12 protein-coding genes are annotated in these 16,877 nt (G+C 72.1%); 4 read left to right on the top strand and 8 right to left on the bottom strand.

The annotated features are described in order from the left end of the window. Positions 1 to 5: 5 nt before the first annotated feature. The 8 genes from ftsW to rsmH all read right to left on the bottom strand — a co-directional run bounded on the left by ftsW (position 6) and on the right by rsmH (position 10,782). Complete coding sequence (gene ftsW / locus ACF1CT_RS15790; protein ID WP_391784380.1) at positions 6 to 1,454, bottom strand: putative lipid II flippase FtsW; 1,449 nt, start codon at positions 1,452 to 1,454, stop codon at positions 6 to 8. A 112-nt stretch (positions 1,455 to 1,566) separates the two neighbouring features. Further along, positions 1,567 to 2,994: a UDP-N-acetylmuramoyl-L-alanine--D-glutamate ligase gene (murD, locus tag ACF1CT_RS15795; RefSeq protein WP_391784381.1), complete on the bottom strand. Its 1,428-nt coding sequence runs from the start codon at positions 2,992 to 2,994 to the stop codon at positions 1,567 to 1,569. Beyond that, on the bottom strand, positions 2,991 to 4,061 hold the full coding sequence (mraY, locus tag ACF1CT_RS15800; RefSeq protein WP_391784382.1) for a phospho-N-acetylmuramoyl-pentapeptide-transferase: 1,071 nt from the start codon (positions 4,059 to 4,061) through the stop codon (positions 2,991 to 2,993). The genes murD and mraY overlap by 4 nt, the downstream gene beginning before the upstream one ends. Continuing rightward, complete coding sequence (gene murF / locus ACF1CT_RS15805; RefSeq protein ID WP_391784383.1) at positions 4,058 to 5,464, bottom strand: UDP-N-acetylmuramoyl-tripeptide--D-alanyl-D-alanine ligase; 1,407 nt, start codon at positions 5,462 to 5,464, stop codon at positions 4,058 to 4,060. Before murF ends, mraY begins: the two co-directional genes overlap by 4 nt. Positions 5,465 to 5,468: 4 nt before the next feature. Continuing rightward, the gene (locus ACF1CT_RS15810) at positions 5,469 to 7,196 is read right to left on the bottom strand and encodes a UDP-N-acetylmuramoyl-L-alanyl-D-glutamate--2,6-diaminopimelate ligase (RefSeq protein ID WP_391784384.1); all 1,728 of its coding nucleotides are present in this window, start codon (positions 7,194 to 7,196) and stop codon (positions 5,469 to 5,471) included. A 17-nt stretch (positions 7,197 to 7,213) separates the two neighbouring features. Further along, positions 7,214 to 9,196 carry a penicillin-binding transpeptidase domain-containing protein gene (locus ACF1CT_RS15815; protein ID WP_391784385.1) on the bottom strand — a complete coding sequence of 661 codons (1,983 nt, stop codon included), beginning with the start codon at positions 9,194 to 9,196 and terminating at the stop codon, positions 7,214 to 7,216. 4 nt (positions 9,197 to 9,200) lie between these two features. Beyond that, positions 9,201 to 9,767, bottom strand: coding sequence for a septum formation initiator family protein (locus tag ACF1CT_RS15820; RefSeq protein WP_391784386.1), 567 nt, complete (start codon positions 9,765 to 9,767; stop codon positions 9,201 to 9,203). 49 nt (positions 9,768 to 9,816) lie between these two features. Continuing rightward, positions 9,817 to 10,782: a 16S rRNA (cytosine(1402)-N(4))-methyltransferase RsmH gene (gene rsmH / locus ACF1CT_RS15825; RefSeq protein ID WP_391784387.1), complete on the bottom strand. Its 966-nt coding sequence runs from the start codon at positions 10,780 to 10,782 to the stop codon at positions 9,817 to 9,819. A gap of 377 nt (positions 10,783 to 11,159) precedes the next feature. On the opposite strand from rsmH, the gene ACF1CT_RS15830 reads away from it, so the two are divergent. The 4 genes from ACF1CT_RS15830 (at position 11,160) to ACF1CT_RS15845 (ending at position 16,790) form a co-directional block, all read left to right on the top strand. Then, positions 11,160 to 11,723, top strand: coding sequence for a beta-class carbonic anhydrase (locus ACF1CT_RS15830; RefSeq protein WP_391784388.1), 564 nt, complete (start codon positions 11,160 to 11,162; stop codon positions 11,721 to 11,723). A gap of 239 nt (positions 11,724 to 11,962) precedes the next feature. Beyond that, complete coding sequence (locus tag ACF1CT_RS15835; protein ID WP_391784389.1) at positions 11,963 to 13,006, top strand: AAA family ATPase; 1,044 nt, start codon at positions 11,963 to 11,965, stop codon at positions 13,004 to 13,006. Next, positions 13,006 to 14,385 (top strand): DUF58 domain-containing protein, encoded by a 1,380-nt coding sequence (locus tag ACF1CT_RS15840; RefSeq protein WP_391784390.1) that lies wholly within the window; start codon positions 13,006 to 13,008, stop codon positions 14,383 to 14,385. Before ACF1CT_RS15835 ends, ACF1CT_RS15840 begins: the two co-directional genes overlap by 1 nt. Continuing rightward, positions 14,382 to 16,790: a DUF3488 and DUF4129 domain-containing transglutaminase family protein gene (locus ACF1CT_RS15845; RefSeq protein ID WP_391784391.1), complete on the top strand. Its 2,409-nt coding sequence runs from the start codon at positions 14,382 to 14,384 to the stop codon at positions 16,788 to 16,790. The genes ACF1CT_RS15840 and ACF1CT_RS15845 overlap by 4 nt, the downstream gene beginning before the upstream one ends. The last annotated feature ends 87 nt before the right edge of the window (positions 16,791 to 16,877 follow it).

The following is a 16,877-nucleotide window of genomic DNA, read 5'->3' on the forward strand; positions in this document are numbered from 1 at the left end:
GAAATTCACCGCTCTCCGGACGGACGCTTCTTGACGCGCCGTCTCATCGTCTTCCATCTCACCCCGGGCCTCCGCATCGCCAGGGCCGCCTTCGCGGCGGGTTCCTGTCGCGCGAACGCGATCAGCAGCCCGAGCGCGAACATGGTCGGCAGCAGGGCCGACCCCCCGTAGGAGAACAGCGGGAGCGGGACACCGGCGATCGGCAGCAGGCCGAGCACCGCACCGACGTTGATCACGGCCTGCGCCATGATCCAGGTGGTCACGCCTCCCGCGGCATACCTCACGAAGGGGTCCTCCGTGCGTCCGGCCACGCGGATACCCGCATAGCCTAGAGCCGCGAAGAGGGCGAGTACCGACAGCGTCCCCGCCAACCCCAGTTCCTCACCGGTGATGGCGAAGATGAAGTCGGTGTGCGGTTCAGGTAGTTGACCCCATTTTTCCACACTCGCACCGAGTCCGGAACCGAACCATCCGCCGGATGCCAGAGCATAGATGCCGTGCACGGCCTGCCAGCAGGAGTCCCCCGGACCCGGTTCGCTGGCGCCGATGCAGGCGAGCCGGGACATCCGGTTCGGACTGGTCTTGATCAGCAGGAAGGCGATCGCTCCCGCGAAGCCGAGCACTCCGGCGAAGAGCCGGGTGGGGGCGCCTGCCAGCCAGAGCAGTCCGAACAGGATCGCCGTGAGAATGATCGCAGTGCCCATGTCGCCGCCGAGCATGATCAGCCCGAGCAGCATGAAGGCGCCCGGGACGAGCGGTACGAGCATGTGCTTCCACTGCGTGAGCAGGTGCTTGTCCTGTTTGCGGGCGAGCAGGTCCGCGCTCCACAGGACCAGGGCGAGCTTGCCGAACTCGCTGGGCTGGAGCTGGAAGGGGCCGCCCAGGTAGAGCCAGTTGCGGTTGCCGTTGACCGTCATCCCTATCCCCGGCACCTGGACCAGTGCCATCAGGAAGACGGTTCCCACGAGCAACGGGTAGGCGAGGGCACGGTGCAGTTTGGTGGGCATCCGGGCGGCGAGCGCCATCAGACCGCCGCCGATGACGGCGGCGAGGAACTGTTTGCGGAAGAAGTAGCTGCCGGGCTTGCCCAGCTCCAGGGCCTTGATCATCGAGGCGGAGTAGACCATCACGAGGCCGAGCACGGTGATCAGCAGGCCGGCGCCCAGGATCAGGTAGTACGCGGTCAGCGGCCGGTCCCAGGCCCTGCGCACCCGCTCGTAGGTCCGTCGCGCCCCGCCGCCGCGGGGGGCACGCGGGGAACCGGTGGAGCGTCCCTTGGCCCGCGGCGCCGCGGGCCGCCGGGCCCCGGCCGCGGAACGGACCCGCAGAGCCGCCCCCGGCGGCACCGGGGCGCCCGCACCGGCGAGCAGCGGCGGGGCGAGTGCCCGGCTGATGGCCGCAAAGGCCCGTGGGCGGCCCCCGCGGGGTACGGCAGAGCTCTCGTCGGCCGGCATGGTCGCTGTCCCCTCCACTGTGCGTGCCCGGGGCCGCCGCCGAGGGCCGGGGCCCCCGGACGGCCGCCCGCGCCCGGTCGTCCGGGACAGTACGGCGCGGGGGCCGGGCCCGTCAGTCGCTCTCGGCTGCGAGCGCGCGCACCGCGTCCGCGAACGCCTCGCCCCGCTTGTTGTAGTTGACGAACATGTCCATCGAGGCGCAGGCCGGGGCCAGCAGCACGGTGTCCCCCGGCCGGGCGAGCCGTGCCGCCTCGCGGACCGCCTCGGACATCGCCCCAGTGTCGGTCCGGTCGAGGTCCACCACCGGGACCTCGGGGGCGTGTCGCGCCAGGGCTTCGCGGATCAGCGCCCGGTCGCGTCCCATCAGCACGACGCCGCGCAGCCGCCCGGCGGCGCCGGTGACCAGTTCGTCGAAGGTGGCGCCCTTGGCGAGGCCGCCGGCGATCCAGACGATCGGGTCGTAGGCGGCGAGGGACGCCTCGGTGGCGTGGGTGTTGGTGGCCTTGGAGTCGTCCACGTACGCGACCCCGCCGACGTCCGCGATGTGCTCGATGCGGTGCGGATCGGGCCGGAAGGCCCGCAGGCCGTCCCGCACGGCCGCGGGCTCGACGCCGAAGGCGCGGGCCAGGGCCGCCGCGGCCAGCGCGTTGGCGATGTTGTGCGGGGCCGGCGGGTCGATGTCGGTGACCTCGGCGAGCTCCTGGGCCTGCTTCTGCCGGTTCTCCACGAAGGCGCGGTCGACGAGGATGCCGTCGACGACACCGAGTTGCGACGGTCCCGGCGTGGCCAGGGTGAAGCCGATGGCGCGGCAGCCCTCCTCCACATCGGCCTCGCGGACCAGGTCCTCGGTGGCCTTCTCGGCCGCATTGTAGACGCAGGCGACCCGGTTTCCCTCGTAGATCCGGCCCTTGTCCGCGGCGTACGCCTCCATGGAGCCGTGCCAGTCGAGGTGGTCGGGGGCCAGGTTGAGGACGGCCGCGGAGTGGGCGCGCAGCGACGGCGCCCAGTGCAGCTGGTAGCTGGACAGCTCGACGGCGAGCACGTCGTACTCCCGGTCGCCGAGGACGGCGTCGAGGAGGGAGACGCCGATGTTCCCGACGGCCGCGGTGCGCAGCCCGGCCGCCTCCAGGATGGAGGCGAGCATCCGTACGGTTGTGGTCTTGCCGTTGGTGCCGGTCACCGCGAGCCAGGGGGCCGGTTCCCGGCCGTCGAGGCCGCGCAGCCGCCAGGCGAGTTCGACGTCGCCCCAGACCGGAACGCCCGCCTCGGCCGCTGCGGCGAACAGCGGCTTGTCGGGCTTCCAGCCGGGGGCGGTGACGACGAGTTCGGTGGACTCGGGCAGGGTCGCCCCGTCGCCGAGGCGCACCGTGATGCCCTGCGCCTCCAGCTCGGCGGCCTGCGCGCGGGAGCGTTCGTCGTCGCCGTCGTTGACCACCGTGACGACGGCTCCGAGGCCGTGCAGCACCCGGGCCGCCGGAATTCCGGAGACGCCGAGTCCGGCGACGGTGACGTGGGTTCCCTGCCAGTCCACTGTGCTCACTTCTCGGCTGCCCATCCCGCGTAGAAGAGACCGAGGCCGACGATCACGCACATGCCCTGGATGATCCAGAAGCGGACCACCACAAGGACTTCGGACCACCCCTTGAGTTCGAAGTGGTGCTGGAGCGGTGCCATCCGGAAGACCCGTTTGCCGGTCATCTTGAAGGAGCCGACCTGGATGACCACGGAGAGGGTGATCATCACGAAGAGGCCGCCGAGGATCGCCAGCAGGAACTCGGTGCGGGAGCAGATCGCCAGACCGGACAGGGCGCCGCCGAGGGCGAGCGAGCCGGTGTCGCCCATGAAGATCTTGGCGGGCGAGGTGTTCCACCACAGGAAGCCGAAGCAGGCGCCCATCAGGGCGGAGGCGACGACGGCGAGGTCGAGTGGATCGCGTACCTGGAAGCAGGCGTTGGGATTGGTCAGGGTCTCCGCGTTGACGCAGGACTCCTGGAACTGCCACAGCCCGATGAAGGTGTACGCGCCGAAGACCATCACCGACGCGCCGGTGGCCAGGCCGTCCAGACCGTCCGTCAGGTTCACGCCGTTGGACATGGCGAGGATCATGAACAGCGCCCAGACGACGAACAGCACCGGGCCGATCGACCAGCCGAAGTCCGTGACGAACGACAGCTTCATGGAGGCCGGGGCGTTGCCGCGGGAGTCGGCGAACTGGAGCGAGAGCACCGCGAAGGCGATGCCGACGATCAGCTGGCCCGCCATCTTCGCCTTGGCCCGCAGACCCAGCGAACGCTGCTTGACGATCTTGATGTAGTCGTCGAGGAAGCCGACGAGGCCCATGCCGGCCATCAGGAAGAGCACCAGCACGCCGGAGAACGTCATCGGTTCGCCGGTGATCACCTTCGTGAGGAAGTACGCGATGATCGTCGCCAGGATGAAGGCGATCCCACCCATGGTGGGGGTGCCCTTCTTGGACCCGTGGGTGCGCGGGCCGTCGTCCCGGATGAACTGACCGTATCCCTTGCGGGCCAGCAGCTTGATCAGCAGCGGGGTTCCGACCAGGGTCAGGAAGAGCCCGATGGCCCCCGCGAACAGGATCTGCCTCATCGGCCGGCGACCTCGCCCTCGGACGCGTTCCCCAGCAGTGCCATGGCGACCTGCTCCAGGCCGACCGACCGGGACGCCTTCACCAGCACGACGTCTCCCGGGCGCAGTTCACTGCGCAACAGGTCGACCGCAGCCTGTGCGTCGGACACGTGCACCGACTCCTCACCCCACGAACCCTCGTTGTATGCGCCCAGTTGCAGCCACGAGGCCTCTCGGCCCCCGACCGCGACGAGCTTGCTGACGTTGAGCCGGACGGCGAGCCGTCCGACCGCGTCGTGCTCGGCGAGCGAGGCGTCGCCCAGCTCGGCCATCGGGCCGAGCACCGCCCACGTGCGACGGCCCTTCCCCATGGCAACCAGCGCGCGCAGCGCCGCTCTCATGGATTCGGGGTTCGCGTTGTAGGCGTCATTGACGAACGTCACGCCGTCCGGTCGCTCGGTGACCTCCATGCGCCAACGGGAGAGGGTGCCCGCCTCGGAGAGCCCTTCGGCGATCTCGTCTGCGGACAGGCCCAGCTCATGGGCGACGGCGGCCGCGGCGAGCGCGTTCGACACGTGGTGCTCACCGTACAGGCGCATGGTCACATCGCTGCACCCGGTGGGTGTGTGGAGCGCGAAAGCGGGGCGGCCGTCCTCGGTGAGACGTACGTTCTCGCCCCGTACGTCCGCTTCCGGGGCCTCGCCGAAGAGGACGACCCGGGCCTTGGTGCGGGAGGCCATGGCGCGTACCAGCGGATCGTCGGCGTTGAGCACCGCGATGCCGTCCTCGGGCAGCGACTCGACCATCTCGCCCTTGGCCTGGGCGATCTGTTCCCGGCCGCCGAACTCGCCGATGTGGGCGGTGCCGACGTTGAGGACGAGGCCGACCCGGGGCGGGACGAGGCCGGTGAGGTAGCGGATGTCGCCGATGTACCGCGCACCCATTTCGAGGACGAGGTGCCGGGTGTCCTCGGTGGCGCGCAGCGCGGTGAGCGGCAGGCCGATCTCGTTGTTGAGGTTGCCCGCCGGGTAGACGGTGGGCCCCTTGCGTTCCAGGAGCTGGGCGATGAGGTCCTTGGTGGACGTCTTGCCCGCGGAGCCGGTGAGGGCGACGACGGTGGTGCCGAGGCGGGCGACGACGGCGCGGGAGAGCGCGCCGAGGGCGGCCACGACGTCGTCGACGACGATCGCCGGAACGCCGACGGGGCGGGCGGCCAGCACGGCTGCCGCGCCCGCCTCGACGGCGCGCTGCGCGTAGTCGTGGCCGTCGGCCCGTTCACCGGCGAAGGCCGCGAACAGACTGCCTTGTTCCACCTTCCGGGAGTCGATGACGACGGGCCCGCTGACGACTGCTGCCGGATCGGGTATGTCGTGCGACTGCCCGCCGACGATTTCGGCGATCTCGGCGAGGGAAAGGGCGATCACTTGGTCATCCCTGACTGTTGTTCTCGTGGGTGTGGGCGTGGTCGGCGGCGTTCTCGGTGCCGCCGTGTCCCAGGGAGCGTTCGATGGCCGCGCGCAGGACCACGCGGTCGTCGAAGGGGCGTACCACGCCGTGGATGTCCTGCCCCTGCTCGTGGCCCTTGCCGGCGATCAGCACGGTGTCACCGGGCTCGGCACGGGCGACCGCGGCGGCGACGGCGGCGGCCCGGTCGGCGTCGACCAGGACGTCGCCCCGCTCGTGGACGGGCACCTCCGCGGCGCCCGCGAGCATGGCGGCGAGGATTCCGAGGGGATCCTCGGAACGGGGGTTGTCGGAGGTCAGTACGGCGGTGTCGGCGAGCCGGGCGGCGGCGGCGCCCATCGGACCGCGCTTGGTGGTGTCGCGGTCGCCGCCGCAGCCGAGGACGATGTGCAGCCTGCCCCGGGTGACCTTGCGCAGCGAGCGCAGGACGGACTCGACGGCGTCGGTCTTGTGCGCGTAGTCGACGACGGCGAGGTAGTCCTGTCCGGCGTCGACGCGCTCCAGCCGGCCCGGGACGCCCGGGACGGCGGCGATTCCGTCGGCCGCGGTCTGCGGGTCGAGGCCCGCGACGGCGAGCGTGACGATCGCGGCGAGGGTGTTGGCGACGTTGAACGGGCCGGGCAGCGGGGCCTCGGCGGCGATCCGCTCGCCCTTGGGGCCGACGGCGGTGAAGGCGGAGCCCTGCGGCCCGACCTCGACGTCCTCGGCGCGCCAGTCGGCGTCCGGGTGGCCCTCGGCCGAGAAGGTGACGACCGGGACGGACGCCTCGGCGATCAGCCTGCGGCCGTACGCGTCGTCGAAGTTGACGACGCCCTGCCGGCTGCGCCGGGGGGTGAAGAGCTGCGCCTTGGCCTGGAAGTAGTCCTCCATCCCGGAGTGGAACTCCATGTGCTCCGGGCTGAGGTTGTTGAAGACCGCGACGTCGAAGACGCAGCCGTCGACCCGGCCCAGCACCAGTGCGTGGCTGGAGACCTCCATGGTCACCGCCTCGACGCCGCGTTCGCGCATCACGGCGAACAGGGCCTGGAGGTCGGTGGCCTCGGGGGTGGTGCGCTCGGACTTGATGCGCTCGTCGCCGATCCGGGTCTCCACCGTGCCGATCAGGCCGGTGGCGCGCCCGGCGCCGCGGAAGCCGCCCTCGACGAGGTAGGCGGTGGTGGTCTTGCCGGAGGTCCCGGTGATGCCGATCTGCAGCAGGCCGGCGCCGGGCCGTCCGTAGATCTCGGCGGCGAGTTCGCCCATCCGGCCGCGCGGGTCCTCGGTGACCAGGACCGGCAGTCCGGTGGCGGCGGCCCGCTCGGCGCCGGTCGGGTCGGTGAGGATCGCCGCGGCGCCGAGCCCGGCCGCCTGGGCGGCGAAGTCGGCACCGTGGAAGCGGGCGCCCGGCAGGGCCGCGTAGATGTCACCGGGGCGGACCGCGCGGGAGTCGTGGGTGATGCCGGTGACCTCGCCGGTCCCCGGTGGTTCGGCTCCCAGCCGGGCCGCCAGCTCGCCGAGGGGCGTCGGGCCGAGCCGATCCGGACGGGGCGCTCCCGGGTAGTTCACAGGGGCGTCCTTCTGGGTGGTTTGGAACTGATCAGCGTGGGGCACGGCGGTGAGCGTACCGGGCTCACCGGGCCTCTCGCGAAGTGAGGGCCCGGCGTTGCGGTGGTTCTCGTTCCGGTTCCCGGGATCGGGCGTGATGGTTGTCACTGGTCGGTTCCCCGTGTTCATTCGCCGGGATCGAAGGAGACCGGCAGCCGGGCCGGCGGGCTGCCGGACGGCGGGGTCTGGAGGGTCTTCAGCGCGAACTCCATGACCTGTTTGTAGATCGGTCCGCAGATCTGGCCGCCGAAATAGCTGCCCGCGGTGGGGTTCTGGATCGCGCAGTAGACGGTGATCTGCGGGTCGTCGGCCGGTGCGAAGCCCGCGAAGGAGGCGGTGTAGCCGTGGTACCCGCCGCGTACCGGATCGACCCGGTTGGCCGTACCGGTCTTGCCCGCCACGCGGTAGCCGGGGATCTTGGCCTTGGTCCCGGTGCCCTCCTCGTCGCCGACCACCGATTCCAGCATGGCGGCGAGCGTCCTGGCGGTCTTCTCGCTGACCACCCGGGTCTTCTCGGGCGCGGGCGCGGGTTCGTAGTGCCCGTCGGGGCCCTTGGTGCCGCGCACCAGCGTGGGCGCGACGCGGACGCCGCCGTTGGCGATCGTCGAGTAGATCGAGGCTGCCTGCATGGCGTTGAGCGAGAGGCCCTGGCCGAACGGGATCGTGTACTGCTGCGAGGTCGACCAGTCCCCGGGTCTGGCGAGAATGCCCGGGGTCTCGCCCGGGTAGCCGAGGCCGGTCGGCGAGCCGATGCCGAACTTGCGCAGGTAGGAGTAGAGGACCTTGTTGGCCTCGGGCTGTGTCTTGCCCAGCTCGCCGGTGGCCAGAATGGTGCCGATGTTGCTCGACTTGGCGAGTACGCCGTTGAGCGTCAGGTGCCATTCGGGGTGGTCGATGTCGTCCTTGAAGAGCCGGTCGCCGCGGTGCAGCCGGTTGGGGACGGTGACGTGGGTGCCGGGGGTGGCGGCTCCCTCCTCCAGCACGGCGGCCATGGACATGACCTTGCTGGTGGAGCCGGGCTCGTACACGTCCTGGAGCGCGGCGTTGCCCAGCGACGCGGGATCGGCCTTCGAGAGGTCGTTGGGGTCGAAGCCGGGAGCGTTGGCCATGGCCAGGACCTCGCCGGTCCTGGTGTTCTGCACGATGACGTAACCGCGGTCCGCCTTGGACTTCTTCACCTGCGCGGCGATGGCCTGCTGGGCGGCCCACTGGATGTCGCGGTCGATGGTCAGCTCGATGTCGGAACCGGGGACGGCCGGAACCTCCTTGGTGTCCACCGTGGGCACCCGGCGTCCACCGGACTGGGCATACCTGATCGTGCCGTCCTCGCCCGCGAGCTCCTTCTCCAGCTGTGATTCGAGGCCGCCCGCGCCCTTGCCCTCGGCGTTGACGTAGCCCAGTATTCCGGCGGCGAGTCCGCCGTTGGGGTAGACGCGCTTGGTCGTCGTCTCCTGGAAGATCCCCGCCAGCACGCTGGTCCCGGGGCCGCCCGCCGACCTGTCCTTCGCGGCCTTCTCGGCGAAGACGGACTTGAGGTCCCTGATCTGGTTCCAGACCTGTGGGGTCTGCCGACGGGCCAGAACGGCGTAGCGTCCCTTTCCGGACAACTTCTTGGTCAGTTCGGCGGCATCGGTGCCCAGGATCGGGGCGAGGAGCGCCGCCGCCTGCTGGGGCGCGTCGGGGACCTTGCTGAAGTCGGGCGTGAACATGAACGGGTCGGCGGTGATGTCGTACGCGTCGACGCTGGTGGCCAGCGCGATCCCGCTGCGGTCGGTGATCTGGCCGCGTTCGGCCGAGACGGTGTAGCTGAGGTAGCGGTTCACCTTCGCCTTGGCCGCGTACGCGTTGGCGTCGACGGCCTGGACCTGGAGGAGCCGGACGACGAACACCAGCATGACGAGCGTCAGGGCGAGGCTGACGAGGCGGAGGCGCGGGCGCGGGCTGCCGAGCCGGAGCGGGCGCCCGGAGCGGCTGCGGGGCGCCCGGGGGCGCGGTGCCGGGGACGAGGGGCGGCGGGCCGCGGGCCGCGGGCGGCCCTGACCGCCGGCGGCGCCGCGCGGGCGGGCGGGGCCGGGGACCCGGCGGCGCGGTGGTTCCTTGGGCGGCACTGCGTCACCTGCCGGGGCTCGTCGGGGACTGGTCTGCCGGGGCGGGCGCCCCGGCGGGCGGGTTCGCGAAGGCACCGGGCTTCGCGGCGGCGCCCGGCGAGCCTGCCGGTGCCGACGGGGAGGACGGGGCCGGGGTACCCGCGGACGCGGTGGTCACGGGTGCGACGGGCTGCCGCGTCGGCGTCGGCGTGGGCGTCGGCTCGGCGCTCGCCTCGACGGGCACGCCGCGCACCTTTCCGTCCGGATCGAGGAAGGCCGGGCTGCCGCCGGGCACCATGCCCAGTTCGCGGGCCCGCCGCTCCAGGGCGTCCGGCTTCGAGAAGCCGTCGACGTCGTGCTGGAGGGCCTGCTGCTCGTCGGTGAGCTCGGTGGTCCGTTTCTTCAGTTCGCTGAGCCGGAACGATCCCTCACTGAGGGCCGAGTTGAGCAGCAGCAGCGTGATGAGACCGCCGCCGAGGAGCAGCACGACCAGCAGGACGAAGGGGGTGCGGGCCGCTGTGCTGGGCCCGGACGGCATCAGCCGGCCGAGCCGGGCGGCCCGGCCCTTCAGCTGCCGGGCCGGGCCGCTCACCGCGCCGCCCCGGTCCACACCGGTGCCCGCGTCCCCGAGCGCCGGGCGCTCACCGCGCGTCCTCGCGGATCCGCTGGGCGCCGCGCAGCCGGGCGGGGGCGGCGCGCCGGTTCTCGGCGACCTCCTCCTCGGTGGGCAGTTCCGCGCCGCGGGTCAGCAGCTTCAGCCGGGGCTGGTAGCGCTCGGGCACGACCGGCAGGCCGGGCGGGGCGGTGGTGGCGGCGCCCGCCGCGAAGACCTGCTTGACCAGCCGGTCCTCCAGCGAGTGGTACGAGAGGACGGCGATCCGGCCGCCGACCACGAGGCTCCGCACCGCGGCCGGAATGGCCCTTTCCAGGACGGAGAGCTCTCCGTTGACCTCGATGCGCAGCGCCTGGAAGGTGCGCTTGGCCGGGTTGCCCCCGGTGCGCTTGGCGGCCTGCGGCAGCGCGTCACGGATCAGCTCGACGAGTCGGCCGCTGTTGCTGAACGGCTCCTTCTCGCGCTCGCGGACGATCGCCGAGACGATCCGCTTGGCCTGCTTCTCCTCGCCGTACGCGCGCAGGATCCGGACCAGTTCGCCCGGCGGATAGGTGTTGAGCACCTCGGCGGCGCCGATACCGGTCGTCTGGTCCATGCGCATGTCGAGCGGGGCGTCCTGGGCGTACGCGAAACCTCGGTCGGCCTCGTCCAGCTGCATGGACGAGACACCGAGGTCGAACAGGACGCCCTGGACCCGGGGCACGCCGAGCCGGTCGAGCACCTCGGGCAGTTCGTCGTAGACGGCGTGCACCAGGGTGGCCCGGTCGCCGTACGGGGCGAGTCGCTCGCCGGAGAGCCGCAGCGCCTCCTTGTCCCGGTCCAGGGCGATCAGCCGAACGGAGGGGAAGGCGGAGAGCAGCGCCTCGCTGTGCCCGCCGAGGCCGAGGGTGCAGTCGACGACCACGGGCTGAGGCGGCCCCGGCGCCTCCAGAGCCGGGGCCAACAGGTCCAGGCACCGCTGGAGCATCACCGGGACGTGTCGGGTCTGGCTCATGCGCCCTCTCAGGCTCAGTGCCCGTGCGGCAGGACGTACGGCCTGGTCCCCGCCCGCTCAGAAGGGGAGGTCGGCCGGCGCCGGGGAAGGGGCGTCGGCCGACCGGCGAGCGGGAGAGGGCCGGACCGTACGTACGCGGCGCACGGGGGAAATCTACGGAATGTGCAGGGTGTCGTAACTTCCCGTCACTTTAGTCCACCCTGCCATTCGATCGATTCCCGATCAATCAGCCGGACAGCGCGTCGCACCGCCCTCGGTTCACCCGGTCGAGCGAACGGCGGTGAGACTTGTGGGTTACCTCACAACAAGCGTCATTGACGTTCTTTGTTCCCTTCCGCAACACGACGCGGCACACCCCGGGGGATAACGTCATAGCCATGTCGACTTCCGCGCACTCCCCCGCCGAGCCCTTGGCCCCCGCCGCCGATCGGACCCTCACCGAGGACACGGTCACCGATCGCCTGGTCGAGGCGAACGTCCGGTACGCCGCAGACTTCGAGGACCCCGGCATGGACGCCAAGCCGGTGCTGCGGGTCGCCGTGGTGGCCTGCATGGACGCCCGGCTCGACCTGCACGACGCGCTCGGGCTGTCGTTGGGCGACTGTCACACCATCCGCAACGCGGGCGGCGTCGTCACCGACGACGTCATCCGTTCGCTGACCATCAGCCAGCGGGCCCTCGGCACCCGCAGCATCATCCTGATCCACCACACCAACTGCGGCCTCGAATCGATCACCGAGGAGTTCCGCCAGGAGCTGGAGGTGGAGGTCGGCCAGCGTCCGGTCTGGGCGGTCGAGGCGTACAAGGACGCCGACCAGGACGTGCGGCAGTCGATGCAGCGCGTGCGCACCTCACCGTTCCTGCTGCACACGGACGACGTCCGCGGTTTCGTCTTCGACGTGACCACCGGACTGCTGCGCGAGATCCTGCCCGCCGCCTGACCGTCCAGACCCCTCTCCCTGAATCCGATAACCCTCCGAACCCGACATACCGCCCCTGGTTGTCCACAGGCGAGTGACACGAAGCGGTAACGGCAACAAGAATGCCCGTGTGGCATCTCGCCGGACGTCTCCGGTGAGGTGTCCACGTTTCGGGGTGGCCGGGTCGCTGCGCGCGTCGGCCCGTGAGTGCGGTATCCCCTTGCTCCTGGTGAGCGCGGGACAGGGCCGAGGAGGGCCGGGTGACGACCTATGACGACCGAGCGAGCCTCACAGATCTGACCACGACGGCGGAGCGGGTGCGCGGGTCGGTGGAGAGCGTGATCGAGGGCAAGCCCGAGGTCGTGCGGCTTTCGCTGACCGTGCTGCTGGCCGAGGGGCATCTCCTCATCGAGGACGTCCCGGGGGTCGGCAAGACGATGCTGGCCAAGGCACTGGCGCGGTCCATCGACTGCTCGGTGCGGCGCATCCAGTTCACGCCCGACCTGCTGCCCTCGGACATCACCGGTGTCTCGATCTTCGACCAGCAGCGGCGCGACTTCGAATTCAAGCCGGGCGCGATCTTCGCCCAGATCGTGATCGGCGACGAGATCAACCGCGCCTCGCCGAAGACGCAGTCGGCGCTGCTGGAGTCGATGGAGGAGCGTCAGGTCACCGTCGACGGGCACACCTACGAGCTGCCCGACCCGTTCATGGTGGTGGCCACCCAGAACCCGGTCGAGATGGAGGGCACCTATCCGCTGCCCGAGGCCCAGCGCGACCGGTTCATGGCGCGGGTGTCGATCGGCTATCCGAGCGCGGACGCCGAGCTGCGGATGCTCGACGTGCACGGTGAGACCTCTCCGCTCGACGATCTGCGGCCGGTGGCGCACGCCCACGAGATCACGAAGCTGATCGACGCGGTGCGCACGGTCCATGTGGCCGACGCCGTGCGCCGATACGCGGTGGAACTGGTCGGGGCCACCCGCGGTCATCCCGACCTCAGGCTCGGTGCCTCGCCGCGCGCCACCCTGCATCTACTGCGCGCGGCCCGGGCGTCGGCGGCGCTGAGCGGCCGGGACTACTGTCTGCCGGACGATGTGCAGGCCCTCGCGGTCGCGGTGCTCGCCCACCGCCTGTTGCCGACGGCGCAGGCCCAGCTGAACCGTCGCACCGCCGAGCAGGTCGTGCTGGAGATCCTCCAGCGAACCCCGGTGCCCGCTGCCGACGGCGGCACCCGGATGCCCCGGAGCCGGCCGTCCGGTCCGGCGTACGACCGGCAGCAGTCCGGCATGCGGCGGGTGTGATGGTCTCCGGGGAACGGACCCCGACGGACGGCGGCGGCGACCGCGGCGGCCTGCGGGCCGCGCTGAGCGGACTGACCACGCGCGGGCGTTCCTTCCTCGCGGCAGGTGTCGCCGCGGCCGTCTGCGCGTATGTGCTGGGCCAGGCGGACCTGCTCCGGGTCGGGCTGCTGCTCGCCGCGCTGCCGCTGGTCTGCACGGTGGTGCTGGTCCGTACGCACTACCGGGTCGCGGGCACGCGGTGGCTCTCGCCGTCCCGGGTGCCCGCGGGCACGGAGGCCCGTGTCCATCTGCGGGTCGAGAACGTGTCACGGCTGTCGACCGGGCTGCTGATGCTTCAGGACAAGGTGCCCTACGTCCTCGGACCGCGACCGCGGTTCGTGCTGGACCGGGTCGAGGCGGGCGGCCGTCGTGAGGTGTCCTACCGGGTCCGTTCGGATCTGCGCGGGCACTATCCGATGGGGCCGCTGCAACTGCGGCTGAGCGATCCGTTCGGCATGTGCGAACTGATCCGCGCCTTCAGCACGCACGACACGCTCGTGGTCGTCCCGCGGACCGAGCCGCTGCCGGCGGTGCGGCTGTCGGGCGAGGCCCCGGGGTACGGCGAGGGGCGTCAGCGCTCCACCGCGCTGGCCGGGGACGACGACGTGATTCCGCGCATCTACCGGCACGGGGACGACCTGCGCCGGGTCCACTGGCGCTCGACCGCGCGCCACGGCGAACTGATGGTGCGCCGTGAGGAACAGCCGCAGCGGCCCCGGTGCACGGTCCTGCTGGACACCCGGCGGACCGCCTACCGGGGGGCCGGCCCGGACTCCGCGTTCGAGTGGGCGGTGTCGGGGGCCGCGTCCGCCCTGGCGCACATGCTGGAACGGGGTTTCGCGGTCCGGCTGCTGACGGACGACGGCAACGCCGTTCCGGGTGAGGCCGCGGGAGGCTTCGCCGGATCGACGCAGGAGTCCGCCGACTCCTCGGGCCTGATGATGGACACCCTGGCGGTGATCGACCACTCCGACGGGGGCGGTCTGTCACGGGCCTACGACGTGCTGCGCGGCGACGACGGTCTGCTGATCGCGTTCTTCGGCGATCTGGACGAGGAGCAGGCGGCGCTGGCCGCCCGGATGCGTCGGCGCGGCAGGGGCGCTGTCGCGTTCCTGCCGGACGGCACGGCCTGGGAACCGCCGGACGACGTCCCGCCCGCGGGGGCGCGGGAGGCGTTCGAGCGACGTCTGCGGCTGCTGCGCGAATCGGGGTGGACCGCGGTGGCGGTGGAGCCCGGGACCGGTCTCGCCCAGTACTGGCGGCAGGCGGGACAGGGCGCGGCGGTGGACGGACCCACCGCGGTCGGCGGAACGACGGGGGCCTCGGGGGGATGGTCATGAGCGGCCGCGGTCGGCTGACGCTGTGCGCCTACGCCGCCACACTGCTGGCGGCGTGTTCGATGCTGCCGCTGGTCGAACCGGCGGTGTGGATCCTGTCGGCGTCGATCCTGCTGGCGGTGCAGAGCGGGACGACGGCGCTGGTGCGCCGCGCGCCCGTGCCCCGGACGCTCGTCGTCGCCGCGCAGGCGCTGGTCATGCTGCTTCTGCTGACCCTGGTCTTCGCCAGGCACCAGGCGGTGGCCGGTGTCGTACCGGGCCCGGAGGCGGTGCAGCGGCTCGCGCATCTGCTGGTGTCGGGGGCCGAGGACGTCGGGAGGTACGCCACTCCGGCGCCGGCGACGGACGGTATCCGGCTGATACTGATCGGCGGTGTGCTGCTGGTCGGCCTGGTGGTGGACACGCTCGCCGTGACCTTCCGCAGCGCGGCACCGGCCGGTCTGCCGCTCCTCGCGCTGTTCTCGGTCGCGGCGGGGCTGTCCGAGGGCGGGGCGGACTGGCTCTGGTTCCTGCTCGCGGCCGGTGGCTACCTGCTGCTCCTGCTGGCGGAGGGCCGGGACCGGCTCTCCCGGTGGGGGCGGGTCTTCAGCGGTGGTGCCCCGGGCCGGAGGCGGGACGGTGCGGCGCTCCCGGGCGGACGGCCGACGGCTCCGGTCCGCACCGGACGCCGCATCGGTGCGCTGGTGCTGGGCATCTCACTGGCCGTACCGGCGGTGCTGCCGGCGCTGGGCGGTGGTCTGCTGGCGGGTACGGGCGACGGCAACGGCAACGGCGGCACCATCTCCGCGGTGAACCCCCTGGTGTCGCTCCAGGACAACCTGAACCAGCCGGAGAACCGGCAGGTGCTGTCCTACCGCACCGATTCCCGCGATCCACAGGGCTTCTATCTGCGGATCCTGGCCCTGGACCGGTTCGACGGCAACGAGTGGCGGCCCTCCACCCGCCGGCTTCAGGACCTGCCGAAACGACTTCCGGTCCCGGAAGGTCTCGGCCCGGACGTCCTGGCCACCGAGGTCAGGTCGAACATCTCCGCCTCCCGCTCCTACCAGCAGACCTATCTGCCGCTCCCCTACCCCGCGACCGAGGTCGGTATCGACGGGTCCTGGCGGTACGAGCCGGCCGGACGGACCCTGGTCGGCGACGGCGGGGAGACGACCCGCGGTGCGCGCTACCAGGTCGCCAGCCTGGTGGTTCAGCCGACCGCCGGTCAGCTCGCCGCGGCGGGGCCTCCGCCGCCCTCTCTGCTGCGTGAGTACACCCGGGTTCCGAGTTCCCTGCCGAAGGTGGTCGCCGACACGGCGACGAAGGTGACGGAGGGAGCCGCCAACGCCTACGAGCAGGCGGTGAGACTCCAGGACTTCTTCGCCTCCGACGGCGGTTTCAGCTACAACACCTCGGTCAGCTCGGGCACCGGAAGCGCGGCGATCGGCCGGTTCCTGGAGGACAAGCAGGGCTTCTGCGTCCACTTCGCGTTCACCATGGCGGCGATGGCCAGGACCCTGGGCATCCCGGCCCGGGTCGCGGTCGGCTTCACTCCGGGCACCGCGCAACCGGACGGTTCGGTGTCGGTGGGGCTGCGGGACGCGCACGCGTGGCCCGAGCTGTACTTCGAGGGAGTCGGCTGGACGCGCTTCGAGCCGACCCCGACGCGGGGCTCCGTCCCGTCCTATGCGCGGCCGGACGCCCCGGAGGAAGGCACCGCCGAGGTCACCGTGGACGACCAGGTCCCCTCGGCGGCGCCGAGTGCCGCACCGTCCGCCGCGGACGACTGCCCGGTCCAGATGCGCAGGCAGGGCGAGTGCGGTCCCTCGGAGGCCCCGGCGGTGGCGGCCCCGACGGATTCCGGGACGCCCGCGGGCACCGTCCTGGCACTCGTCGTGATCGTCCTGGTGGTCCTCGCGCTGACGCTGCTGCCGGCGTTCTGGCGGCTGCGGCAGCGCGGACGGCGGCTGGGCCACCCGGCCGGACGTACGCCCGCGGACGAGGCGGCGAGAGCGCTGGGCGCCTGGCAGGAGGTCACCGACACCGCCTGGGACCACGGGATCGAACCGGACGACTCCCTGACGCCGCGCCGGACGGCCGAGCGGTTGACGCGGCGGGGGCGGCTCGGCCCCGATGCGGCCGACGCGGTGCACCGCTTGGCGGGGGCCGTGGAGCAGGTGCTCTACGCCCCGGAACCCCGCCCGGGTTCCGGGCTCGCCGAGGACGCCGGGACGGTACGGGCCGGTCTGCGGGCATCGGCCGATCGGGCGGCCCGGATCCGCGCGGTCCTGGCGCCGCGCTCGGCCGTTCAGGTGATCTGGACAGTGTCGGACCGCTGGTCGGCATCGACCCGAGCATGGGCGGCCCGCCGGGGCCGGATTCGGTGGACGGGCCGACTGCGGCGGCCGTCCCGCGGGCGGGAGTGACGGGGCGGAGGCCTCTCCCCGGTACCGGTGGGGTGATGCCCCGGCCCGGGTACGCGCGAGGGGCGGCCGCGAAACGCGGCCGCCCCT

The sequence above is a fragment of the Streptomyces sp. NPDC014734 genome (assembly GCF_043083325.1).
Taxonomy (GTDB): Bacteria; Actinomycetota; Actinomycetes; order Streptomycetales; family Streptomycetaceae; genus Streptomyces.

Excerpts from the sequence above, each read along its gene's own strand:
- ftsW (WP_391784380.1), bottom strand. The coding sequence starts at position 1,454 with ATGCCGGCCGACGAGAGCTCTGCCGTACCCCGCGGGGGCCGCCCACGG.
- mraY (WP_391784382.1), bottom strand. The coding sequence starts at position 4,061 with ATGAGGCAGATCCTGTTCGCGGGGGCCATCGGGCTCTTCCTGACCCTG.
- rsmH (WP_391784387.1), bottom strand. The coding sequence starts at position 10,782 with ATGAGCCAGACCCGACACGTCCCGGTGATGCTCCAGCGGTGCCTGGAC.
- ACF1CT_RS15830 (WP_391784388.1), top strand. The coding sequence starts at position 11,160 with ATGTCGACTTCCGCGCACTCCCCCGCCGAGCCCTTGGCCCCCGCCGCC.
- ACF1CT_RS15840 (WP_391784390.1), top strand. The coding sequence starts at position 13,006 with ATGGTCTCCGGGGAACGGACCCCGACGGACGGCGGCGGCGACCGCGGC.
- ACF1CT_RS15845 (WP_391784391.1), top strand. The coding sequence starts at position 14,382 with ATGAGCGGCCGCGGTCGGCTGACGCTGTGCGCCTACGCCGCCACACTG.